Raw genomic sequence first — 22,916 nt, forward strand, 5'->3', positions numbered from 1 at the left:
GCCGCGGGGCAGGGGATATTGCGATGCGTTTTTTCTTCCTGATCATTCTGGTGGCCGGTATCGCGCTCGGGATCGGCTATCCCTGGGCGGTCGACAATGTCTCCGGCTATGAGATCGGCCGCTACAAGGTCTACGACCGCGAAGCTGGCTTTCAGCCGGCCGAAGTCGCGCTTGCCCCTTCGGAAGCCCCGGTCAGGGTCCTCGTCGACCTGACCGCCGCGGGCGAGTTCAGGCCGAGCGACAGGCTTGCCGTGCTCACCGTCACCGCATCGACCGGCGGCGCGACCGTTTTCGCCGAGACCGTGACCTTCATCGGCGTGCCGCCGCGCCCCGACAGCCCGCAGGTTGCGGGTTATGTCTATCGCGACGAGGTCGGCATCATTGACCCGGTGAGCGGCGACGAGCGCTATGTCTTCACCGTCGGGCCGGGCGACGCCGAAGGCATCGCGATGGCGCGCGTCGAACTGGTTCTGCGCGCCGGCGCCTTCGATCTCGATCCGCGCGCCGTTCCGGCCGGTTATATCTTGATGGCCGTCGGTTTCGTCGGTCTGGTGGCGGCATTTCGCCTGCGCGGCCGCAAGAAATCGTCCAGGGATGAGAGCAAGACCCGCCGCTGGGGGCGGGGCAAGGACGACTGAACCGTCCGGTGATGCGCTTGGCTCAGATTTCGTTGAAATCGCCTGAGCGGCCTTTGCCGGCCGAAAACCGCGCCGCCCCGTCGGCTCCTTCAGAGCGGAAAGTGGCCGCACTCTTCCATTCATTGGCAAGCGCGGGCGCCTGATCGAGCGACCATTGCTCGTGCGCGGATTTGCGGTCGGCGCGCATGCAGGCCTGCGGAAACCGCGCGATCTCGGCAGCCAACTCGAGAGCGGTTGTAAGGGCCTCGCCTTGCTTGCACAACCGGTTGGCGAGGCCGATCGCCGCGCATTCGCCTGCGTCCACCTTTCGGCCGGTCAGGATCAGGTCCATGGCCCGGCCATGGCCGACGATCCGCGGCAGGCGCACCGTGCCGCCGTCGATCAGCGGCACGCCCCAGCGCCGGCAATAAACGCCCATATAGGCGGTGTCCTCCATAACCCGCAGGTCGCACCACAGCGCGAGCTCCATGCCGCCGGCCACCGCGGGACCGGAAATCGCCGCTATCACCGGTTTCGACAGGGAAAGCCGCGTCGGACCCATCGGGCCCTTTCGCGGCTGGTCGTCATGCCCGTCGAAGGACGGGTCGAGATCGTGGGCGGCGAACCATTCCTCGTCCATGCCGCCGGCCGCCTGCTTGAGGTCGAAACCGGCACAGAAGCTTCCACCCGCGCCCGCCAGAACGGCGACCTTCTGGCTTTCGTCTCGATCGAACGCGATGAAGGCGGTAAACAACGCCTCCGCCATGGCCGGGTTGACCGCGTTGCGCGCCTCGGGCCGGTCGATGGTCACGACCGTGATTGCGCCGTTGCGTTCGGTCCTGATGGTCATTGCGCCATGCCTTCCTCATATTCCGCCGAGAGCGTCAGCCACAGTTCCTCGTGGCGGGCGAGCTGGTCCGCGAGCTCGGAGCGCTCCTTGCCGAGTTTCGCTACCTTGGCTGAATCTCGCTCGTAAAGCGCGGGGTTGGCAAGCTCCTTCTCGATCAGGCCGATGCGTTTGCGCGTGCGTTCCATCAATCCCTCGGTCGCCTTGATCTGCTTGGCGACCGGTTCCAGCACCCGTCGGCGTTCGGCCGCCTCGCGCCGCTTTTCGGCCTTGGACGCCTTGTCGACCTCGCGCTTTTCGCGCCGGTCGCTCGCCCCGCCGGTCACCAGGCTGCGATAGTCGCCAATGTCGCCCTCATAGGGCGCGACGGTGCCGTCATTGACCAGCCACAGCCTTTCGGCGGTGGCCTCGATCAAATGGCGATCGTGCGAGATCAGGATCACCGCGCCCTCGAAATCGTTCAGCGCTTCGATCAGCGAATGGCGCGAATCGATGTCGAGATGATTGGTCGGTTCGTCGAGGATGAACAGGTTCGGCCCCTCGATCGTGGCCAGTCCCATCAAAAGCCGCGCCTTCTCGCCGCCGGACAGATCCTTGGCCGGCGTATTCATCTTTTCCGTCGCCAGCCCCATCTGCGCGACCCTGGAGCGCACTTTGGCCTCCGGCAGGGTGGGCAGCATGCGGCGCACATGTTCGATCGCGTTTTCGTCGGGGCGCAGATCGTCGAGCTGGTGCTGGGCGAACATCGACACGTTGAGCTGCGGGGCGAGCGTGATCTTACCGCCGTCCAGCGTGAGCCGGCCGGCGATCAGCTTGGCAAAGGTCGACTTGCCGTTGCCGTTGGCGCCCAAAAGCGCGATGCGGTCGTCCTCGTCGATGCGCAGCGACAGGTTTTTCAGAACCGGCTTCCCCGGCTGGTAGCCAACGGAACCGTTTTCGATGGCCACGATCGGCGAGGCGACCTTGCGCTCTGGCGCCGGAAAGGAGAACGGCCGCACGGTCTGGTTGACCACGGTGGCGATCGTGCCCATGCGCTCCAGCGCCTTGAGGCGCGACTGGGCCTGGCGCGCCTTTGAAGCCTTGTAGCGAAAGCGCTCGACGAAGGCCTCCATGTGCTTGCGCTGCGCGACCTGCTTGGTGCGCGCCTTTTCCTGCAGCGCCTGCTTTTCGGCGAGCTGGCGTTCGAACTGGTCATAGCCTCCGCGCCAAAAGGTCAGCTTGTGCTGATCGAGATGCACGATCGAACTGACCGCCCGGTTGAGCAGGTCGCGGTCATGGCTAATCAACAGCACGGTGTGCGGGTAACGCGTCAGATAGCTTTCCAGCCACAACGTGCCTTCCAGGTCGAGATAGTTGGTCGGCTCGTCGAGAAGCAAAAGATCCGGCTCGGCGAACAGCACCGCGGCGAGCGCGACACGCATGCGCCAGCCGCCGGAAAAAGACGAGGCCGGCCTTTTCTGCGCCGCCTCGTCGAAACCGAGCCCGGCCAGGATGGTTGCCGCGCGCGCTTCGGCCGAATGGGCGTCGATATCGGCCAGCCGCATGTGGATTTCGCCGATCCGGTGCGGGTCGGTCGTGGTGCGCTCCTCGGCCAAGAGCGCGGTGCGTTCCTTGTCGGCCGCCAGAACGATGTCGATCAGCGGTTCTTCGGTTCCCGGCGCTTCCTGGGCGACCTGGCCGATACGGGCGTTTTTCGGCAGTGAGATCGAGCCGCTCTCTATCTGCGCCTCGCCGGTGATGGCGCGAAACAGGCTGGTCTTGCCGGTGCCGTTTCGTCCCACCAGGCCGGCCTTGGCCCCGCCCGGCAGCGACAGCGAGGCGTGGTCGATCAGAAGGCGCCCGGCGATGCGCAGCGAAAGGTCGTTGATGGTAATCATGGCCGCGGGGTTGTGGCCGAGCGCGCGCCCGGATGCAAGGGGTACGCGATCATGCGTAGCAGTACGGCCCTGCCGTCAGGCAAATTCCCGCCCGTCCTCGGTGCGCTGGAAATAGACCATGTCGAGCGATGGCGGCGTTTTTCCCAAGAGCGACAGGATCGCGTGGGCGTGGCCGCGGTGATGGGTCTGGTGGTTGAAGAAATGCGCCATCGCCGGCGCCAGCCTCTGGCTGACCGTCTTCATGTCGGTGACGGTGACATAGGTAAAGCGTCCGGCGAGCGCGGCGTCGGAAAGGCTATCCACCCAGGCTGCGATACGGGTGTCCTCGGCCTCGCGTGCGAGCCGCAACGGCGTCAGGTTCGGATGGATGATGGCGTCGAGCGATTTCGGCGCGTCGCCTTCGGCGGTGAAGCGCTTCATCCAGATGCGGTCGGCGACCAGGATGTGGTTCAGTGTGCCCAGCATCGATTTGAAGAACACGCCGGTATCATGGCCGAATTCGGCGTCGGTCAAATCGGCGGCCGCATCGTAGAGCGTGGCGTTCGCCCAACAATTATAGGCCGCCATCATGCGAAAATGCCGTTTCATCGGTTTCTTTCCGGTGACGAATGATCGAAAATCCCTCCTAACACTGGTTTGGGAAACGCTCCATGACAATTCTGCTCTACGAACTCGTCGGTGCCGATTTGCAACGTCCCTTCAGCCCGCATTGCTGGAAGGCGGCGATGGCGCTCGCCCACAAGAATGTCCCGTTCGAACGTGTCCCGACGCCGTTTACGAGGGTCGCCACGATCGAAAACGGCTCCGGCCGGACGGTGCCGCTGATCCGCGACGGTGACCGCGTCGTCGGCGATTCCTTCGATATCGCCCTTTATCTGGAAAAAACCTATCCGGACCGCCCGACGCTGTTCGGCGGACCCGGCGGCCAGGCGATGGCGCGGTTTGTCGAGCGCTGGACCCAGGCGGTTGTGCATGGCTTCATCGGCGGCGCGCTGCTTGCCGATATCAATGCCTGTCTGGCGGCCCCCGACCAAGCCTATTTCCGCCGCTCGCGCGAGGCCCGGTTCGGCAAGACGCTGGAAGAGGCCGGCGCCGGCAGACATGAGGGTTTGGATGGTTTTCGCAGGCAGTTGGAGCCCTTGCGCGCCACGCTCGCCGTCCAACCCTTCATCGGCGGGCAGGGGCCTCTGTTCTGCGACTATATCGTGTTCGGTGCCTTTCAATGGGCGCGCGTCGTTTCGTCGTTCCGGCTGCTTGATGCCGACGATCCCGTCGCTGCGTGGCTCGAACGTTGCCTGGCGCTTCATGACGGCCTTGCCGGGCGCGTAGCCGCGGCCGCCTGAACCGCTCTTGGCAAGGCGCGGGGCGGCTTGTATAGAGCCGCGACCTTCCCCGCATCTTTCAAAGGAACATTCGATGGCGATCGAACGCACTTTTTCCATGATCAAGCCCGACGCGACACGTCGCAACCTGACCGGCGCCATCACCGCCATGCTCGAGGAAGCCGGTCTGCGCGTCGTCGCCTCCAAGCGCGTGTGGATGAGCCGCCGCGAGGCCGAAGGCTTTTACGCCGTGCACAAGGAACGGCCGTTCTTCGACGAGTTGTGCGAATTCATGTCCTCCGGCCCGACCGTGGTCCAGGTCCTGGAAGGCGAAAACGCGATCGCCAAAAACCGCGAAGTGATGGGCGCGACCAATCCCGCCGACGCCGCCGACGGCACAATCCGCAAGGTTCACGCCCGTTCGATCGGCGAAAACTCCGTGCACGGTTCCGACGCACCGGCTACCGCCGCGCAGGAGATCAAATATTGGTTTTCCGACATCGAAGTCGTCGGCTGACGCCGGGGCTTTCCCGAAAACGCAAAAAGGCCGGCCGCGAGCCGGTCTTTTACGATCCTGTCCGGCGCTCGTTCGTCGTCCTCATGCCTCAAGACGCAGCGGTTCGACGGCATTGCCGGCCGTCGCGCGGGCGCGCGCCGCCTCCAGAAAGACCTCCTCGCGGCAGGCGGGGGCGTATAGGTAGCCCTGGAACAGGTCGCAGCCGAACGCATACAAAAACGCCTCCTGGCTGCGGGTTTCGACGTGTTCGGCCACGGCGTCCAGGCCGAGCGTGTTGGCCATCGCTAGGATCGTTCGCACCAGCGCCCGGTCGCCGTCCGAGGTTTCGATATCGCGCACGAAACTGCCGTCGATCTTGACTTCGTCGAAGGGTAGTGATTTCAGCCGGGCCAACGACGAATATCCGGTGCCGAAATCGTCGAGCGAAAAGCGCAGCCCGGCGCTCTTCAGCGTTTTCATACGGCTGGCGACGAGCGCCTGGTCGGTCGCCATGACATGTTCGGTGAATTCGATCGTCAGCCGCGAGGCGTCGATGGCATGGTCGGCGAGCAGGCTTTCCAGGAACGGCATGAATTGCGGGCCGGAGAACGATTGCACGCTGACATTGAGCGACAATCCGAGATCGGCCGTTTCAGGGTGCCGCTGCCAGCGGGCAAGCGTTCGCACCCCGCTTGCCAGAACGAAACGGCAAAGTTGGTGCATCAGCCCGGCCTGTTCGGCCAACGCGATGAAGCGGTCTGGCGGCACCATGCCGAGCCGCGGATGGCGCCAGCGTAGCAATCCCTCGGCGCCGGCGACGCGACCTTCGCGATCGACCTGAGGTTGGAACTGGAGCTCCAGCGTCTCGTCCTCGAGTGCCCGGCGAAAGTCCTCCAGAAGCGTGAAGCGCTCCTTTTCGCCGTCCATCCAGTTTTCGTCGAACAGTGCCAAACCGTCGCGTCCGGCTCCCTTGGCTTGGTACATGGCGATATCCGCGCGCTTGAGCAGATCGTCGCCATCCCTCTCGTGTCCGCCGAACACGACGACGCCCATGCTCGCCGACGAACTGTGACGCAGTTCTCCACGCTCGAACGGCCGCCTCAGCGCTGCCAGCATCTTGTTGCCGGCCATGATCGCCTTTGACGCCGCCTCGGCGTCGCTGTCGCCCAGCCCGTCCAGGATGACGACGAATTCGTCGCCCCCCATGCGGGCCACGGTGTCGCTATCGCGCACGCAATGGCGCAGTCGGCTGGATATCTCGACGAGATATTCATCGCCGATACCGTGCCCCTGGGTGTCGTTGAGCGATTTGAAATTGTCGAGATCGATGAAAAACAGCGCACTTGGCATTCGGGTGCGCCTGCAGATCTTCGCCGAGCGCGCGATGCGTTCGGTGAGTAGGCGCCTGTTCGGCAGCTTGGTCAGCGGGTCGTAGAACGCCAGTTCCTCGATTTCGAGCGCCTGGCGCTTGCGCAGCGAAATGTCCGATACATAGCCGTACCAACTCACCTGACCGTCGTCCAACCGTTCCGGTTTGGCACTGATGCGCAGCCACTTTTCCTTCCCGGTCGCGGTGGTGATGCGAAACTCGTGATCGAGCGGCTCCATTGTGTCGTAGGAGGCGCGGAACGCGCTGAAATAAGCCTTTCGGTCTTCCGGCTTCACGAAGCGGGAAAACAGTTCCCGTCCGGCAATATGCTCTTCGATCGGAACCTCGAGCAGGTTTTGAAAGCCTTCGCTCAAATAATTGACCGCGATATCGAAGCTGCGGCCCCGCACGATCTGGAATAACCCCCCCGGCAGGTTGCTTGTCAGTTTTTGGAACTGCTCCTCGAGCCGCAGCCGCGTGACCGTTTCGGTAATTTCGCGCACCGACCCCTCATAATAGAGCGCCCGGCCGTTGCGCCGGTGGTGGACGATCCGTGCCGACTCGGTGATCCAGATTCGTTCGCGTGTCTTGTGCCGGTAGATTTCCGATACGAAATCCTCGACATAGCCGTCGCGCTGCAGGATCTCGCGGAACTCGTCGCGCCGTTTCGGGTCGACATACCATTCCGAGCCGATGTTCTTCACGGCGGCCAGCAACTCTGCCTCCGTCTCGTAGCCGTTGAGCTTGACCAGAGCCCGGTTGGCACTCAATTGGCGCCCGTCGAGGCTGGAACGGTAAATACCTTCGGAAAGATTTTCCACCAGACTTGAGAGGTTGCGATGTTCGTCGCGCCATTGGCGGCAGAGCCCGCGATAGTGAATCACGGCTGCGGTCAGGCCGGCTGTGCATGCTAACCCGGCAGCGGCCGCGATCGGAAGCATGAAGCCGTCTATGGCGCCGAAACTGTCCAGCAAAGCCGCAAATCCCCGTCCCGTGCTCGTCATTGTTGTTGGGACGCAGCGTAGTAAGCGAGAGTTGCGAAAAGTCTAATCGCGAAAAAAACTTCGGGCTTATGATTAAGCCCCGCTTAGCGGTCGGGAGGGGGCGATTTATGCCATCGCTGTGTAGCCTCGTCGTCCACGTCACGGGCCTCCACCCATCCGCCCTCGGATCCGTCGGCATGGTGCTCCTTTTTCCAGAACGGGGCGCGTGTCTTCAGAAAGTCCATGATGAAGGCGGCCGCGTCGAAGGCGGCTTGGCGGTGCCGGGAAGCGGCAAGCACCAAGACGATGTTCTCGCCGGGGCGGATTTTTCCGTAACGGTGAATGACGGTGAGCGCGTTCAGCGGCCAGCGTTCGGCCGCCTGGCGGGCGATGCGGCGGATTTCGGCTTCGGCCATGCCGGGATAATGCTCCAGTTCGAGCGCGGCCAGCGTGCCCGCCTCGTCACGGCACAGGCCGCTAAAGGTGACCAGCGCGCCGACATCGCTGCGGCCCGCGCACAGCGCCGTGCTCTCTTTTGCGAGGTCGAAATCCTCGCGCTGGATGCGCACGGCCGGGTCGATCGGGGCGCTCATCGCCTTACCCGCCCGTCATCGGCGGAAACAGCGCGATCTCGCGCGCACCCTCGATGCGCGCGTCGTGGGCGACATGTTCCTGATTGATGGCGACGCGGATCGCCGAGGCGTGTTTGAGGGCGATTTCGTATCCCTCGCCGCGGCCGGCGAGCCAAGCGAGCAGATCGGCCACGGTGACGATTTCATCGGGCAGGTCGATCTCTTCCTCGGCGTGTCCGATTCGCTCGCGCACCCAGGCGAAATAGACCAGTTTCATGGCGCGGGCCTCAATCGATGATGTGTTTCAAACCGGCGCGGAAATAATCATAGCCCGTATAGAGCGTGACCAGGGCCGAAATCCACAACAGCGTGATGCCGATCTCGACCGTATAGGGCAGCACTTTCGCCCCCGCCGGCCCGGCCAGCAGGAAGCCGATCGCGACCATCTGGATGGTGGTCTTCCACTTTGCTAGCCGCGTCACCGGGACGCTGACCTTCAGTTCGGCGAGATATTCGCGCAGCCCCGAGACCAGGATTTCACGGCACAGGATGATGATCGCCGCCCACAGCGACCAGCCATGGATGGTGCGCGCGGGATCGGCGGCGAGCAGAAGCAGGCAGGTCGAGACCAGAAGCTTGTCGGCGATCGGGTCGAGCATCCTGCCGATATTGGAGGTCTGTTGCCAGATGCGCGCCAGATAACCGTCCAGATAGTCGGTCAAGCTGGCGGCGATGAACAGGCCGAGCGCGCTCCAGCGCGCGAAGTCACTTGAGCGCAGGCGGCCTTCCAGGAAAAAGCACAACACGATCAGCGGCACGGCGAGGATGCGTCCGTAGGTCAGGATGTTCGGCAGGTTGAAAGCGCGGTTGGACATGAAATGACAACACCGTTGGACCCGCCCACTCAAACCAGAAGCGGGCGCTCGCGGTCAACATCGCGGAAAGGGCGCGCACACACAATGGGCCAAGGCGACGCGGATCAGCCCCTGTCGTGGAAATGATCGTAGATCTGCTTGGCCATCGCCTCGGAAATGCCGTCCACCGTCAGCAGGTCCTCGACACCGGCGCGGCTCACGGCCTTGGCGGTGCCGAAATGGTGCAGCAAAGCGCGTTTGCGGGCCGGCCCAATGCCACCGATCTCGTCCAGCGGGTTTTTCACCATTTCCTGCTTGCGCCGGGCCCTGTGCGAGCCGATCGCGAAGCGGTGCGCCTCGTCGCGCAGCCGCTGGGTGAAATAAAGCACCGGATCGCGGGGCGGCAGCATGAAAGGCGCCCGCCCGTGGACGAAAAACCGCTCGCGGCCCGCTTCGCGATCGAGGCCCTTGGCGACGCCGATCGCGGTGACGCGCTCGGTAATGCCCAGTTCGGCGAAGACGGCGCGCACGGCGTTCATCTGGCCTTGGCCGCCATCGATCAGCACCAGGTCGGGCCATGCGGGCAAGCTATCGGCCTGTTCGTGGGTATCGACTTCCGGATCGGTCCCGTCCGGCTGTTCCTTCAAAAGGCGCGTGAAGCGCCGCTCGATCACCTCCCGCATCATGCCGAAATCGTCGCCGGGCGCGATGTCGGTCGAACGGATGTTGAATTTTCGGTAGTGCGCCTTGGCGAAACCCTCGGGCCCGGCGACGATCATCGCGCCGACGGCGTTGGTCCCCATGATGTGCGAGTTGTCGTAGACCTCGATCCGCCGGGGCGGGCTTTCAAGCCCGAAGGTCTCGGCCAGCCCCGCCAGCAGGCGGGCCTGCGACGAGGTCTCGGCCAGGCGGCGCCCAAGTGCCTCGCGCGCGTTTTGCAGCGCGTGGTCGACCAGGTCCTTCTTTTCGCCGCGGCGCGGGACACCGATAGCAACCTTGTGTCCGGCCTTGGCCGACAAAGCCGCGGCCAGCAATTCCTGGTCCTCGACCGTGTGGGTGAGCAGGATCGCGCGCGGGCAGGGCTTGTCGTCATAAAACTGCGTCAGGAAGGCGCCGAGCACCTCCGCGGGGCCGAGCGCGGAGTCGGCCTTGGGAAAATAGGCGCGGTTGCCCCAGTTCTGGCCGGTGCGGAAGAAAAACACCTCAATGCAGCTTTGCCCACCTTCCTGATGGATGGCGAAGACATCGGCCTCCTCGACCGATTGCGGATTGATGCCCTGATGGCTCTGGACATGGCTCAGCGCCGACAGCCGGTCACGCAATACCGCCGCGCGTTCGAAATCGAGCCGTTCGGCGGCCTCCTGCATCGCCGTCGAAATCTCCGCTTTCACCTTCTGGCTCCGGCCGGACAAGAAGGCCTTGGCCTCGTCCACCAGCGCGGCGTAACCCTCGTCGCTGATCTCGCCGGTGCACGGGGCCGAGCAGCGCTTGATCTGGTGGAGCAGGCAGGGGCGGGTGCGGCTTTCGAACACGGAATCGGTGCAGCTTCTCAGCAGGAAGGCCCGCTCCAGCGCGTTGATCGTGCGCCCGACCGCACCCGCCGAGGCGAAGGGACCGAAATACTCGCCCTTGCGCGAGCGTGCGCCGCGATGCTTGAAAATGCCGGGCGCGCGATGGTCGCCGGTGATCAGGATGTAAGGAAAGGATTTGTCGTCGCGCAACAGCACGTTGAAGCGCGGCCGCAGGCGCTTGATGAGATTGGCTTCGAGCAGCAACGCCTCGATCTCGGTGCGCGTGACGACGAATTCCATCGCCGCCGTCTCGCGCGCCATGCGGGCGATGCGATTGGTATGGCCGCGCCCCTGCGCATAGTTGTTGACCCGCTTCTTCAGGCTGCGCGCCTTGCCGACGTAAAGCACGTCGCCGGCCGCGTTCATCATCCGGTAGACGCCAGGCGCGTTGGGCAGCCGCTTGACGAATTCGCCGATCAGTTCGAGGCCGCTCTTATCGCCAGCGTCCTCAGCGCCGGAGGTCCAGTCGATGGGGCCGGCGGCTATCGTGCGCGCTACGGCGGTCGCCTCATCGCCGCTTTCATTGGTCCGGTTGTCCGGATCGGGGTCGTGTTCGGATGTCATTCGCGCATGCCTGTCACATCAGGTGTCTGCCAGGCAAGGTGCTGGCCACCGTCAAGCGCGATCATCTGGCCGGTGATCGACGGCGTTTGCCAAAGATAACGTATGGTGGCGCCGAATTCCGTCAGCAGAGGGCCATGTCCGAGCGGCAGGGCGTCGGTCTGGGCGCGAAAGTCGGACACCGCCTGCCGCGCGTTCTTCAGTGTCGGCCCGGGGCCGATCGCATTGACCCTGATACGCGGCGCCAGACCCTGGGCCATGGTGCGGGTCGCCGTCCACAGGGCCGATTTCGACAGCGTATAGGAAAAGAATTGCGGCGTGAGCTTCCAGACCCGCTGGTCGACGACGTTGACGACGAGCCCGTCTTCGCCGGCGGGCAGCGCCTTGGCCATGGTCGAGGCCAGAAGCACCGGCGCCTTCAGATGCAGGGCGAAGTGCCGGTCCCATTTTTGCCAGTCGGGATCGGCCGGACTGTCGTCGTCGAAAGCCGAGGCGTTGTTGACCAGCAGGCGCACCGGTCCGAGCGCGACGGCGGCTACGGCGATCAACCCGGCGGCGGCGTCAGGATCGCACAGATCGGCGGGCAGCACGGCAACGCGTGCGCCGGCTCGCGCGACCTCGTCGGCAAGTCTGTCGGCGTCGTCGCGGGAGCGGTTGCAGTGGATCGCGACGGAAAAGCCGTTGGCGGCGAGGTCCTGGATGATCGCGGCGCCGATGCGCCGGGCGCCGCCGGTGACAAGGGCTGTAGGCCCGTTTTCGGCCATGGGTCCGTTCACTCCCGTTAACACCGCTGAAATATATGCGGCAAAATTACGATTGAAAGGCGCTCTTTCGCCGTGGCCGTCTCTCGGTATTTTGCTCTGCCAGGACGACGCGGCGTGATCGCACGAGAGATTTATATAATCATTTCAGAAACATAAGGACAAATTCTGAATCATTTTCTGTACCTTGCCGGCCGTCTGTTGCTGAAACGTCACGTCAAATTTCGGCCGCATAGCGGCCAGCCAATGACCAGATTTTCGGTGCCTTTCAGCCAAATTCAAACCCGACATTCGCCGCAGCCGGACCCGCCCCGTTCCTCCCCATACGGTCCGGCGCGCGTTCATGCGGGGGAAGCGGTTCCGTTTCCGCCGAGTGACCAAGGAGAGAATATGATGAGTATCAAAACCAACTACGCACGTTCGATCGCCGCGGCGTTCGGCGCCGTCGCCCTTCTCGGCGTAGTCCCGGCCCAGGCCGCGGATGTCATCGACCAGACGCCGGTGGCGCCGTTGCCGGTCGAAGAAGTGCCGGTCTACACCTGGTCCGGCGGTTATGTCGGTGCCTATGGCGGCTACGGTTTCAGCAGCCGCACCCGTGCACCGGGCAATTCCATCAACACCGATGGTTTCCAGGGTGGCGCCTTTGGTGGCTGGAACGTCCAGGACGGCATGTTCGTCTACGGTGCGGAAGCCGATATCGGCTATAACGGCAACGAGGGCACCAACGCCGGCCTGACGTCGCAATCGGGCGTCGACGGCACGCTGCGGGCACGCCTCGGCGTCGCCTTGAGCGACCGTGTGCTGGTCTACGGCACCGCCGGCGGTGCCGCGGGTCGGCTGGAAGTGTCCGACGCGACCACGTCTGACACCAATACCATGCTGGGTTGGACCGCCGGCGTCGGCACCGACATCAGGCTGACCGAGCGAATTTTCGCACGCGGCGAATACCGCTATGTCGACTATGGCGACAAGGACTTTTCGCTGTCGGGTGGCCCGACCGCGGTCGATGCCAGCGAAAACAAGGTCCTGTTCGGTCTCGGCATGAAGTTCTGAGCCGGACGGCAGCACGAAACCAAGAAAGATCGGCCGGGCGTTTGGCGCCCGGCCTTTTTTCGTCGGGCCGGCATAGAGCCGACGGCATGCGTGGTTTCCGGGGTGCTGTCGGCAATGAGGGGGCGTGCCTTGGCAGGACGGCCCGCGTTACGATGCGGCCGGCAGCAGCGCCACCAGGTCGGGATGTTTGTCGTCGAACCGTTTCATCCAGTTTTTCAGCCTGGTCCGCCCGCGCATCCAGTCGGTGCCGAAGCGTAATTCTAGATAGCCAAACACCGCCCTGAGCGCGACATGCCCGCAATGGATGCGCCGTCCGAGCTTTGGCGGCTCGGCATTCAGCCGGTCGAGCGCCCGCTCCACCTTCGCCCATTGCCGGTCGAGCCAAGGCTGGTACACCTTGTCCGGCGGATGGAAGCGCCGCTCGTAGACATGGGCCAGCAGGCAGTCGGTGATGCCGTCGGCCAGCGCCTCCATGCACTCAGCCTCCGTGCGTTTGACCGCATTGCGCGGAAAGACCGCATTCCTGGAGATCCGGTTGAGATATTGGGTGATCGCGCGGCTGTCGTAGAGCGCGAAACCCTCCTCGGTGAGAAGCACCGGGATCTTGCCCAGCGGATTGGCGTCGATCAGAATCTCGGGTTCCGCGCCGGTGTCGACCGGCACGGCCTCGAACGGCACCTGCGCCAGCGTGGCGGCCATGCGGACCTTGGCCGAATAGGGTGAAGGCGGGGCGTAGAGGATGCGGATCATGATGGTGTCGGCCTTGTGTGTATTCCTTGAGACGATCCGTTGCGCGCCGATGGGTCAGCGCACGACCCGGCAGCGGCCGTTATAGGCCTTCCAGCGGTCGAAGCCCGACACGCAGAACTCCACGCCGTCGCCGATGCCGGCAAATCCCATCCGGTCCTCGATCAGGTACCAGATGGTCCGCCGGCGCCCGTCCGACAACACCGCCGTCGCCCCGCAATAGCGGCGCGCGATCGGCCGGTTCTCGCGCCAGGGCAGGTAACGTCGCTCGTGCACGCGCCGGAAGTCGACGATTTCGACGTCGGGCAGATGCGGTACGTGACGGACCTGATGGCGGAATTTCGCGGTGATGCGCGACAAGATCGCGTCGTCGCGGCATGCGCGTGGTGTCAGGTCGTGGGCGCTGGCAGAGGCAACCAACATCGACGCTCCCGCAAGCAGCGACAACGCGAAACCGAGGCGGACGGGACGGACCATTCTCGTTACTCCGAGTCGGGCGGGGAGGGAGGCGCACTTTGATGAATACCCGTGGCCCGGTCAAGTTGCGGCGGCCCGTGTTGTCGCCCTCGGCCGTTGTGATAGGCTTCGCACCGGGTAGACTTTCAAGAAGGGCTGGGGGATGCGATGACGGAACCGGCATCGGCCGTGCTGGAGCGTCTGTTTCGGGCGCTCGAGGCCCGGGACAAACAGACCGCGTTGTCGTGCTTCAGCGAGGACGCCCGGCTGTTCGATCCACATTATCCCAGTCCACAGATGAATGGGCGCGCCGAAATCGAGGCCGGACTCGACTGGGGATTGTCGGTCATACAGCGGTTCGGCTTCACGACCATCCATCTGTTCGAGGGACGGGACGCGGTGAGCGGCGCCGTAGAAATCGACACAAATCATGTGCTGAAAAACGGCCAGGCGCTCAGTTTTCCGCAGGTCTTCGTGTTCGAGACCCGCAACGGGCTGATCTCTCGCCTGCGAGCATATGAGCCTTACGGGCCGAACGGTCTGGGCGGGATCTTTCTCGGCATCGAGCGCCTGCGGCGCAAGCTGTTCGGCTGACGACTCAGTCCGTTTGCGCCGCGTCCTCGCCGGCCAGATGCTCTATCCGCCAGGACGCGGTGTCGTCCTCGGCGAGCAGTACTGCCAGCGTCGGCAGGATAGTCTGCATCTCCTCCTCCAGCAGAAAAGGCGGGTTGACGACGACGAGGCCGGACCCGTCGAGCCTCGGTTCGGGGGAGGGGCCGCGCACCGACAAGGAGACGTCGAGGATGCGCGCAATTCCGGCGTTGCGCAGGCGGTCGCGAAAGCGCGCCACCGCGGCGTGATCCTTGATCGGATACCAAAACGCATAGATGCCGCCCGGCCAGCGCCGATGCGCCTTGACCAGACCGTCGACGATACGATCGAACTCGCCCTCACGCTCGAACGGCGGATCGACCAGAACCAGCCCGCGCTTTTCCTTCGGCGGCACATGCGCGCCGAGCGCCAGCCAGCCGTCGAGTTCGAGGACCCGGACCTGGTAGTCGCCGTCGAAGCGCGTTTTCAGCGCGAATGCCTCCTGCGGCTGCAGTTCGATCGCCGTCAGCCGGTCGCGGGCGCGCAGCAGATGGCGGGTGATCTCCGGCGAGCCCGGATAAAACCGCAGCGGCTCGGCCGGGTTGAGCGCCGCCACGGCCTCCAGATAGGGCGCAAGCAGGCTTTTCGCCGGCTCGGCGAGATCCGCCTCCAACACTTTGACGATGCCGGAGCGCCATTCACCGGTCTTCTGCGCCGCCTCGGAGGAAAGATCGTAGAGACCGGCGCCGGCATGGGTATCGATCACCCTGAACGGTTTGTCCTTGCGCTTGAGATAGACGAGGATGCGCGTCAGCACCGCGTGTTTGACCACGTCGGCGAAGTTTCCCGCGTGATAGCCGTGGCGATAGTTCATGTACTCAACCCGTATTCACGACGCACCGCCATCGGCATCGCCGATCGGGTGGATCAGTTCTTTTTCGCCGGGATGGCTGTCGCCCAACGTCCAAACCCGATAGTTTCGCCGGCATGAACCAGCACGCCAAGATCGCGATCGGCCACTCTGCCTGCCCGCACGACTGCCCCTCGACCTGCGCGCTCGATGTCGAGCTTCTCGACGGCGGCCGTATCGGCCGCGTGCACGGCGCGCGCGACAACACCTACACCGCCGGCGTGATCTGCGCCAAGGTCGCGCGTTATGCCGAACGCGTCCATCATCCCGACCGGCTCCTGAAGCCGCTGGTGCGCGCCGGCGCCAAGGGGGAGGGCGCTTGGAAGGAGGCGAGCTGGGAGGCCGCGCTCGATCTGGTGGCGGAAAAATTCATCGCCGCCGAGGCGCGTTTCGGCAGCGAGACGGTCTGGCCCTATCAATATGCCGGCACGATGGGGCTGGTGCAGCGCGATTCGATCCATCGGCTGCGCCACGCCAAAAAATATTCCGGCTTTTTCGAATCGATCTGCACCAATCTCGCCTGGACGGGTTTCGTCATGGGCGCGGGCGCGCTGCGCGGCGCCGATCCGCGCGAAATGGCGAAATCGGACTGCGTCGTCATCTGGGGCACCAACGCGGTTGCCACCCAGGTCAACGTGATGACCCATGCCGTTCGCGCCCGCAAGGAACGCGGCGCCAGGATCGTGGTGATCGACGTCTACGACAACGCCACCATGAAACAGGCCGATCTTGGCCTCGTGCTCAGGCCGGGCACCGATGGCGCACTCGCCTGCGCGGTCATGCATGTCCTGTTTCGCGACGGTCATGCCGACCGGGCCTATCTGGAAAAATACACCGACGATCCGGCCGGGCTCGAGACGCATCTGGCTTCGCGCACGCCCGAATGGGCAGCCGCGATTACCGGCCTCACGGTTGCCGAGATCGAGACCTTCGCCCGGCTGGTCGGCACCACCAAACGCAGCTTTTTCCGCCTCGGTTACGGTTTCGCGCGCCAGCGCAACGGCGCCGTCAACATGCATGCCGCCCTGTCGATCGCCGCCGTCACCGGCGCTTGGCAGTACGAGGGCGGCGGCGCCTTTCACTCCAATTCCGGCATCTTCAGGCTCGACAAGACGCTGTTGGAGGGGGTGAAGCTCGCCGATCCGCGTATCCGCATGCTCGACCAGTCGCAGGTCGGCCGTATCCTGACCGGCGACGCCGAGGCGTTGCGCCATGGCCCACCGATCACCGCGATGCTGATCCAGAACACCAATCCGGCCAATGTCTGCCCCGAGCAGCGGCTGGTGAAAAAGGGCTTTCTGCGCGAGGACCTGTTTACCTGCGTGCACGAGCAGTTCATGACCGAGACGGCAGCCCTCGCCGATGTTGTCCTGCCTGCCACCATGTTCCTCGAGCATGACGACATCTATCGCGGCGGCGGCCATCAACACATCATCCTCGGCCCGAAGCTGATCGATCCGCCCGCTGGGCCGCGCCCCAACCTCGATGTCATCGAGGGGCTGGCCAAGCGCCTCGGTGTCGCCGATCGTCCGGGTTTCGGCATGAGCGCGCGCGAGCATATAGACGTCATGCTGGCCAAGCGCGGGCTGGGCGATTTCGACAGTTTCAGCGCCGAACGCTGGGCCGACCTGCAGCCGGATTTCGACACCGCTCATTTTTTGGACGGGTTTGGCCACCCGGACGGAAAGTTCCGCTTCCGGCCCGACTGGACCGGCACCGCGGCGCCCGCCAAACCCCCGAAATCGCTGGGCGCCTTCGGGCCGCACGAGCGGCTGCCGGATTTTCCCGACCATGTCGGCGTGATCGAGGAGGCTGACGAGGCCCATCCTTTCCGGCTCGCCACATCGCCGGCGCGCTCGTTCCTGAATTCGAGTTTTTCCGAAACGCCGAGCGCGAAAAAGCGCGAGGGGCGGCCGGAAATCATGCTTCACCCCGAAGACGCCGCCGACATGGGCATCAAGGACGGCGACCGGGTCGAGATCGGCAATTTACGTGGCGAGATCGTGCTGCATGCGAAAATCTTCGATGGGGTGAAGCGCGGCGTGGCGGTCGCGGAAGGAATCTGGCCCAACGCCACGCATGAGCGTGGTGAAGGCATCAACGTTCTGACTGGTGCCGATGCACCCGCACCCTATGGCGGGGCGGCGTTCCACGACAACCGCGTGTGGATCCGCCCGGCTGGTTGACCTTCACTTCGCCGTCAGTCGGCTGACGGCGCCCTTCGCCCGGAGCCGGCACCGCGCTTGCGCACGTGGTAGGTCAGCGCCAGTTGCACGCAATGGCGCAGTTCCGCCTCCGGCAGCGCGTCGTCCATCCCGAAATGGAGGGCGCGGTTGTCGACGCAGTGTAGCGTCGACGGATAGAGCTCCGAAAAGCGTTCCACCAGGCCGGTATGGCAGATGAAGTAAAGCGCGTACCCTTCCTGGCCGCGCAGTGCGCCGAGGCGAATCGTGCTGCCGCTGCCCGAGCGGGTGGTGAGATAGGCCGGTTGACCCCATTTCAGCGTCTCGTCGAGTTCTCCCACGCCCTCGGTGGCCGCGGCTGTCTCGAAGACAAGTCGCCTGAGATGCAGGAGCCGGCTCCGCAAGCCGGGCGGCCACGCCTCGAAGACCGCACGGATGGCGGCATTGTCGATCGGCGGTATCGTTGTCGTGTCGGCCATCGAAATTTACCCCGTACGCCGCAAACTATCCGCTGATCTTGGCGCGGCATTGCCCCGCCTGCTCAAGGCGTGAAGCGCGCCAGATGTTCAAGGTCGGCGATCTCGGCGGGATCGGCCTCCGCGAGCGCGGGGGAAAAAAGCCGCGTTTGGGGATCGCCGTCGCCGGTGCCTGAAAACACGGCCCGGCCGTCCCGCATCGACACTTCGCCGCGGGCCACCATGGAAAGCGCCATTGGATAGAGTTTGTGCTCGGCTAGAAGCACGCGCACTGCCAGAGAGTTCTCGGTGTCGCCCGACAGCACCGGTACCGCCGCCTGGGCGATGATCGGGCCGTCATCCATGGCCTCGGTGACGAAATGGACGGTGCAGCCGTGGACGCGCACGCCTTGTAAGAGCGCCCGGCGATGTGTGTGGAGGCCCGGAAAGGCCGGCAGCAGGGATGGGTGGATGTTGATCATCCGGCCTTCCCATGTCGCCACGAAGCGGGGCGTCAAAAGCCGCATGTAACCAGCCAGGCAGACGATGTCGGGTCTGCATTCGGCCAGAACGCGGCCGATTTCGACCTCGTGGGCGGCTCGGTCGACATGATCGTGATGCGGGATCGCGACGGTCTCGATCCCGTGCCCGCGCGCGATCTGGAGACCGGCCGCGTCTGGGTGGTTTGAGATCACCGTGACGATCTCTGCCGGGAAGTCTGCACCTGCCGCTGCGGTGATCAGCGCTTCCATGTTGGAACCGCGCCCGGAGATCAGGATGGCGATACGCCGGCGCGCCCTCATAGCTCGATCGTCCCGCGATAGATCACGCCGGCGTCGCGTCGCGGCACGATGCGCCCGATCGAGGTCACTGTTTCGCCGGCCTGGTTGAGCACGGCGGCGACCTGCGCGGCCTGACCGGCCGCGACCACGGCGATCATGCCGATCCCGCAATTGAAGGTACGCAGCATTTCGCGCTCGGCCACGCCGCCTTCGCGCTGCAGCCAACCGAAGACCGGCGGCGCGTCGATTGCTTCCAGGTCGATCTCGGCCGACCAGTCGTCGGTGAGCACGCGCGGTATGTTTTCGGGAAAGCCGCCGCCGGTGATGTGGGCTAGCGCCTTGATGCCGTGTGTGCCGCGCACCGCGTTCAGCAAGGGCTTGACGTAGATCCGGGTCGGTTCGAGCAGCGCTTCGGCTAGCGTGCGCTCCGCCGCGAACGGGGCCGGCGCGTCCCAGGCGAGGCCGGTCTTCTCGACGATCCGGCGCACCAGCGAAAACCCGTTGGAGTGCACCCCCGACGACGACAGGCCCAAAATCACGTCGCCCTCGGCGATGTCGTCGGTCGGCAGGAGCTGGCCGCGTTCGGCCGCCCCGACCGCGAAGCCGGCCAGATCGTAGTCGTCGTCGCGGTAGAGGCCCGGCATTTCCGCGCTTTCGCCGCCGATCAGCGCGCAGCCGGCCTCGCGGCAGCCGGCCGCGATGCCCGACACGATTGCTGCGCCCTGGTCCGGGTCGAGCCGGCCAGTGGCGAAATAGTCGAGGAAAAACAATGGTTCGGCGCCCTGCACCACGAGGTCGTTGACGCACATGGCCACCAGGTCGATGCCGACCGTGTCATGGATGCCGGCCTCGATCGCGACTTTCAGCTTGGTGCCGACGCCGTCATTGGCCGCCACCAGGACCGGATCGCTGAAACCGGCCGCCTTGAGGTCGAACAGGCCGCCGAAACCACCGATCTCGCCGTCGGCACCAGGGCGCCGCGTCGATCTGACCAGCGGCTTGATCTTGTCGACCAGGGCGTTGCCGGCGTCGATGTCCACGCCCGCTTCGGCGTAGGTGAGACCATTCTTGCCCTGGCTCATGGCGCTTCCCGTCGGTTCGGCCGCCAGCATGTCGCTGCCTGGCGCACCCAGTCAGGCGGCTCTTCGCATGAAGACGACCGGGCTGCAAGGCCACGACGGCCGCGCACACCGCCGTCAACCGTTTTGTCCCAGCCGGCGTTTTGTCCCGGCCGGGTTGCGTTGGCCCTGTCGGCTTGAAGGCCGGACCGAAACCGTCCATCTATCCGCGTGAGATATCGCGGCCGGTTCGGAGAGCCATCGTGACCATACCAAATGTGATTACCATCCTGCGCTTTTTTTTGGTGCCGGCCGTGGTGTTCGCGCTGTTGACGGAAAATATGGGTTGGGCGCTGGCCTGCTTCCTGATCGCCGGCATTTCTGACGGCGTCGACGGTTTCATCGCCCGGCAATTCGACCAGCGCTCCGAACTCGGCGCCTATCTCGACCCGATGGCCGACAAGCTGCTTTTGGTATCGGTCTTCGTCGTGCTCGGTTATATGGCGGAACTGCCCCTATGGCTGGTGATCGCGGCCGTTTCGCGCGACGCGCTGATCGTCGCGGCGGTGCTGTTGTCGACGATCATGGGCAATCCGGTCGAGGTGAAACCGCTTTTCGTGTCCAAGGCCAATACCGCCGTGCAGATCGTGCTGGCGGCGCTGGTTCTGTCGGAACTCGCCTTCGACTATCATACCGGCGGGTTGCGCGGCGGACTGGTCATTGTCTCGGGCCTCTTGACCCTGGCTTCCGCCGCGGCCTATCTCGTGGCTTGGCTCCGGCACATGAACGATTATGGCGAAAGCGCGAATCCAGGCGAGTGAGAATCAGAACGAGGCGTACCGCATCGCGGCCGCGTCGCTGCGTCGTCAGGTGCTATTCTGGCTGATCGCGGCGGCGCTGCTGATCCTTTTCCTGCTTATCTTCAGCTCCATCCTGCTGCCCTTCGTGGCCGGCATGGTGCTGGCCTATTTCCTCGATCCCGTCGCCGACAAGCTGGAAGGCTACGGGCTGTCGAGGCTCGCCGCCACCATCGTCATCCTGATCGGGTTCCTGCTTGCCTTCGTACTGGCGCTGATGGTGATCGTCCCCATCCTGGCGACCCAGCTCGCCGATTTCGGGGCCAAGCTGCCGGACTATTTTTCGCGTCTCCAGGCGCTGGTGATGAACATGGATCCGGCCTGGCTGGAACGCACGATCGGCGTCAACTCCGACAGCCTGCGCGAGGCGCTGAGCTCGCTGATCAGTTCCGGCGCCGGGTTTTTGACCGGACTGTTCCAGTCGCTGTGGTCGTCGGGACTGGCGATCATCAACATCGCCGGCCTTCTGGTCGTCACTCCGGTGGTCGCCTTCTACATGCTGCTCGACTGGGACCGTATGGTCGAGACCATCGACGGCTGGGTGCCGCGCGAACATGTCGGGACCGTGCGCCGGCTCGCCACCGACATCAACACCGCCACCGCCGGCTTCCTGCGCGGGCAGGGCACGCTGTGTCTCATCCTCGGCGTCATGTACGCCGTCGGGCTGACGGTGGTGGGGCTCAATTTCGGGCTTCTGATCGGCCTGGTCGCCGGGCTGATCAGCTTCATCCCCTATATCGGGTCGCTGGTCGGGCTGACGCTGTCGGTCGGTGTCGCCTTTGTCCAGTTCTGGCCGGACTGGATGATGGTGGCCGCCGTCGCCGCGATCTTCTTCGGCGGCCAGTTCATCGAAGGCAACATCCTGCAGCCCAAGCTGGTTGGCAAGAGCGTCGGCCTGCATCCGGTCTGGCTGATGTTCGCCCTGTTCGCCTTCGGCACGCTGTTTGGCTTCGTCGGTCTCCTGATCGCCGTGCCGGCTGCAGCCGCCGTGGCGGTGCTGGTTCGCTTCGCGCTCGCCCGCTACCTCGCCTCGCCTATGTACCGGGGCCATGGAACGACCGGCGAGTGACCGGCCGGCTTTGACGATGTCCGATGCGCCTCCACCCCGGCAATTGCCGCTCGATCTCGGCCACCGCGCTGAATACTCGCGCGACCACCTGATCGTCTCGGCTGCCAACGAGGCCGCTGTCGCCATGATCGACCGTTGGCCGGACTGGTCGTCGCCCGTGGTCGTGCTGGCCGGGCCGACCGGGTCGGGCAAGACGCATCTGGCCAATATCTGGACGGCGCGGGCGGCCGCTCTCGCGCCCGCGGTCGGTGACATCGCCGCGGTCGACCCGGCCGTGCTCGCCGAACGCCCTATCCTGGTCGACGGCATCGCGCCCGGTGCCTTCGACGAGACGGTGCTGTTTCACCTGATCAACGCCGTGCGCGCGGCCGGTTCGAGCCTCCTGTTGACCTCGCGCCATTTCCCAGCGGCCTGGGGCATTGGGCTCGCCGATCTCAATTCGCGGCTGAAGGCGGCCACCCTGGTCGAAATCGGCGAACCGGACGATATTTTGCTCGCCGGGGTGATCACCAAACTGTTCGCCGACCGTCAGGTCGAAATCGAGCGTCATGTCGTGCATTATCTGATCGCCCGCATCGAGCGTTCGCTGTCGACGGCGAACCGGGTCGTCGAGCGGCTCGACCGCGCTGCGATGGAGCAGAAATGTCGGATTTCGCGGGCGCTGGCGGCCCAGGTGATCGGTGCCATGGACGCCGGGCAGGGCGGGCTCGACCTGTGAGCCCGGCAAGCCCAAGGCCGCGCCGCTGCAAAAGCGGTTGCGGTCGGCGCGCGACCTGTGTATCCCACGGCCTCCGTCGGGTCGCGGAGCGTAGCGCAGCCTGGTAGCGCATCTGGTTTGGGAGGAGTGGTGTTAATACCAGATTCCGAGCATTTTTCATAGCGATATCAGGACTTTTTCAGAGCCGGTGGAGATTCCGTGGCAGAT

The 22,916-nt window shown here is 64.6% G+C and carries 24 protein-coding genes; 9 read left to right on the forward strand and 15 right to left on the reverse strand.

The annotated features are described in order from the left end of the window. Positions 1-23 precede the first annotated feature (23 nt). The gene (locus tag GN330_RS23065; protein WP_156716042.1) at positions 24-638 is read left to right on the forward strand and encodes a hypothetical protein; all 615 of its coding nucleotides are present in this window, start codon (positions 24-26) and stop codon (positions 636-638) included. Positions 639-660: 22 nt separating this feature from the next. Here GN330_RS23065 and GN330_RS23070 read toward each other — a convergent pair whose 3' ends face one another. The 3 genes from GN330_RS23070 to GN330_RS23080 form a co-directional block, all read right to left on the reverse strand. After that, on the reverse strand, positions 661-1,467 hold the full coding sequence (locus tag GN330_RS23070) for a crotonase/enoyl-CoA hydratase family protein (protein WP_156716045.1): 807 nt from the start codon (positions 1,465-1,467) through the stop codon (positions 661-663). Next, positions 1,464-3,341 carry an ABC-F family ATP-binding cassette domain-containing protein gene (locus GN330_RS23075; RefSeq protein ID WP_156716047.1) on the reverse strand — a complete coding sequence of 626 codons (1,878 nt, stop codon included), beginning with the start codon at positions 3,339-3,341 and terminating at the stop codon, positions 1,464-1,466. The genes GN330_RS23070 and GN330_RS23075 overlap by 4 nt, the downstream gene beginning before the upstream one ends. A 75-nt stretch (positions 3,342-3,416) precedes the next feature. After that, positions 3,417-3,929, reverse strand: coding sequence for a DinB family protein (locus tag GN330_RS23080; RefSeq protein WP_156716049.1), 513 nt, complete (start codon positions 3,927-3,929; stop codon positions 3,417-3,419). A 62-nt stretch (positions 3,930-3,991) separates the two neighbouring features. On the opposite strand from GN330_RS23080, the gene GN330_RS23085 reads away from it, so the two are divergent. After that, positions 3,992-4,684 (forward strand): glutathione S-transferase family protein, encoded by a 693-nt coding sequence (locus tag GN330_RS23085; protein ID WP_156716052.1) that lies wholly within the window; start codon positions 3,992-3,994, stop codon positions 4,682-4,684. Positions 4,685-4,757: 73 nt separating this feature from the next. Then, a complete protein-coding gene (gene ndk, locus GN330_RS23090) occupies positions 4,758-5,180 on the forward strand; it encodes a nucleoside-diphosphate kinase (RefSeq protein WP_156716054.1) in 423 nt (140 codons plus the stop codon). A gap of 81 nt (positions 5,181-5,261) precedes the next feature. On the opposite strand, the gene GN330_RS23095 is transcribed toward ndk, so the two are convergent. The 6 genes from GN330_RS23095 to GN330_RS23120 form a co-directional block, all read right to left on the reverse strand. Beyond that, a complete protein-coding gene (locus tag GN330_RS23095; RefSeq protein WP_197435287.1) occupies positions 5,262-7,502 on the reverse strand; it encodes a sensor domain-containing protein in 2,241 nt (746 codons plus the stop codon). A gap of 113 nt (positions 7,503-7,615) precedes the next feature. Beyond that, the gene (locus tag GN330_RS23100) at positions 7,616-8,104 is read right to left on the reverse strand and encodes a molybdenum cofactor biosynthesis protein MoaE (protein ID WP_156716058.1); all 489 of its coding nucleotides are present in this window, start codon (positions 8,102-8,104) and stop codon (positions 7,616-7,618) included. Positions 8,105-8,108: 4 nt separating this feature from the next. Continuing rightward, positions 8,109-8,360: a molybdopterin converting factor subunit 1 gene (gene moaD, locus GN330_RS23105; protein WP_156716060.1), complete on the reverse strand. Its 252-nt coding sequence runs from the start codon at positions 8,358-8,360 to the stop codon at positions 8,109-8,111. A gap of 10 nt (positions 8,361-8,370) precedes the next feature. Further along, on the reverse strand, positions 8,371-8,958 hold the full coding sequence (pgsA, locus tag GN330_RS23110) for a CDP-diacylglycerol--glycerol-3-phosphate 3-phosphatidyltransferase (RefSeq protein WP_156716062.1): 588 nt from the start codon (positions 8,956-8,958) through the stop codon (positions 8,371-8,373). Positions 8,959-9,062: 104 nt separating this feature from the next. Next, positions 9,063-11,072: an excinuclease ABC subunit UvrC gene (gene uvrC, locus GN330_RS23115; RefSeq protein ID WP_156716064.1), complete on the reverse strand. Its 2,010-nt coding sequence runs from the start codon at positions 11,070-11,072 to the stop codon at positions 9,063-9,065. Continuing rightward, positions 11,069-11,833, reverse strand: a complete 765-nt coding sequence (locus GN330_RS23120; protein ID WP_156716066.1) for an SDR family oxidoreductase — start codon at positions 11,831-11,833, stop codon at positions 11,069-11,071. The genes uvrC and GN330_RS23120 overlap by 4 nt, the downstream gene beginning before the upstream one ends. Before the next feature lie 390 nt (positions 11,834-12,223). Between GN330_RS23120 and GN330_RS23125 the strand changes: the two genes are divergently transcribed. Next, a complete protein-coding gene (locus tag GN330_RS23125) occupies positions 12,224-12,883 on the forward strand; it encodes an outer membrane protein (protein WP_156716068.1) in 660 nt (219 codons plus the stop codon). Between the two features lie 147 nt (positions 12,884-13,030). Here GN330_RS23125 and GN330_RS23130 read toward each other — a convergent pair whose 3' ends face one another. Together GN330_RS23130 and GN330_RS23135 are read right to left on the reverse strand one after the other, a co-directional pair. Then, positions 13,031-13,633 (reverse strand): glutathione S-transferase family protein, encoded by a 603-nt coding sequence (locus tag GN330_RS23130; protein ID WP_156716070.1) that lies wholly within the window; start codon positions 13,631-13,633, stop codon positions 13,031-13,033. 54 nt (positions 13,634-13,687) lie between these two features. Continuing rightward, positions 13,688-14,107, reverse strand: a complete 420-nt coding sequence (locus GN330_RS23135) for a hypothetical protein (RefSeq protein WP_156716072.1) — start codon at positions 14,105-14,107, stop codon at positions 13,688-13,690. Positions 14,108-14,254: 147 nt separating this feature from the next. On the opposite strand from GN330_RS23135, the gene GN330_RS23140 reads away from it, so the two are divergent. Next, the gene (locus GN330_RS23140) at positions 14,255-14,680 is read left to right on the forward strand and encodes a nuclear transport factor 2 family protein (protein ID WP_156716074.1); all 426 of its coding nucleotides are present in this window, start codon (positions 14,255-14,257) and stop codon (positions 14,678-14,680) included. A 4-nt stretch (positions 14,681-14,684) separates the two neighbouring features. On the opposite strand, the gene GN330_RS23145 is transcribed toward GN330_RS23140, so the two are convergent. Next, entirely contained in the window at positions 14,685-15,551 is an 867-nt protein-coding gene (locus GN330_RS23145; protein ID WP_156716076.1) for a 23S rRNA (adenine(2030)-N(6))-methyltransferase RlmJ, read from the reverse strand. A 113-nt stretch (positions 15,552-15,664) separates the two neighbouring features. On the opposite strand from GN330_RS23145, the gene GN330_RS23150 reads away from it, so the two are divergent. Continuing rightward, positions 15,665-17,773: a molybdopterin-containing oxidoreductase family protein gene (locus GN330_RS23150; protein WP_156716079.1), complete on the forward strand. Its 2,109-nt coding sequence runs from the start codon at positions 15,665-15,667 to the stop codon at positions 17,771-17,773. Between the two features lie 14 nt (positions 17,774-17,787). Here GN330_RS23150 and GN330_RS23155 read toward each other — a convergent pair whose 3' ends face one another. From GN330_RS23155 to purM, 3 genes are all read right to left on the reverse strand, one after another. Beyond that, on the reverse strand, positions 17,788-18,249 hold the full coding sequence (locus tag GN330_RS23155; RefSeq protein ID WP_156716081.1) for a DUF1801 domain-containing protein: 462 nt from the start codon (positions 18,247-18,249) through the stop codon (positions 17,788-17,790). Between the two features lie 62 nt (positions 18,250-18,311). Continuing rightward, positions 18,312-19,028, reverse strand: coding sequence for a phosphoribosylglycinamide formyltransferase (purN, locus tag GN330_RS23160; RefSeq protein WP_156716083.1), 717 nt, complete (start codon positions 19,026-19,028; stop codon positions 18,312-18,314). Beyond that, complete coding sequence (gene purM, locus GN330_RS23165) at positions 19,025-20,089, reverse strand: phosphoribosylformylglycinamidine cyclo-ligase (RefSeq protein ID WP_156716085.1); 1,065 nt, start codon at positions 20,087-20,089, stop codon at positions 19,025-19,027. The genes purN and purM overlap by 4 nt, the downstream gene beginning before the upstream one ends. A gap of 239 nt (positions 20,090-20,328) precedes the next feature. On the opposite strand from purM, the gene GN330_RS23170 reads away from it, so the two are divergent. The 3 genes from GN330_RS23170 to hdaA are packed head-to-tail and all read left to right on the forward strand — an operon-like array spanning position 20,329 to position 22,709. Next, positions 20,329-20,886 (forward strand): CDP-alcohol phosphatidyltransferase family protein, encoded by a 558-nt coding sequence (locus tag GN330_RS23170; RefSeq protein WP_343041089.1) that lies wholly within the window; start codon positions 20,329-20,331, stop codon positions 20,884-20,886. Then, the gene (locus tag GN330_RS23175) at positions 20,858-21,991 is read left to right on the forward strand and encodes an AI-2E family transporter (protein ID WP_156716090.1); all 1,134 of its coding nucleotides are present in this window, start codon (positions 20,858-20,860) and stop codon (positions 21,989-21,991) included. Before GN330_RS23170 ends, GN330_RS23175 begins: the two co-directional genes overlap by 29 nt. A 10-nt stretch (positions 21,992-22,001) precedes the next feature. Further along, the gene (hdaA, locus tag GN330_RS23180) at positions 22,002-22,709 is read left to right on the forward strand and encodes a DnaA regulatory inactivator HdaA (RefSeq protein ID WP_425487199.1); all 708 of its coding nucleotides are present in this window, start codon (positions 22,002-22,004) and stop codon (positions 22,707-22,709) included. Positions 22,710-22,916: the final 207 nt, after the last annotated feature.

This window comes from Nitratireductor arenosus, from assembly GCF_009742725.1.
GTDB classification, from domain to species: Bacteria; Pseudomonadota; Alphaproteobacteria; order Rhizobiales; family Rhizobiaceae; genus Mangrovimarina; species Mangrovimarina arenosa.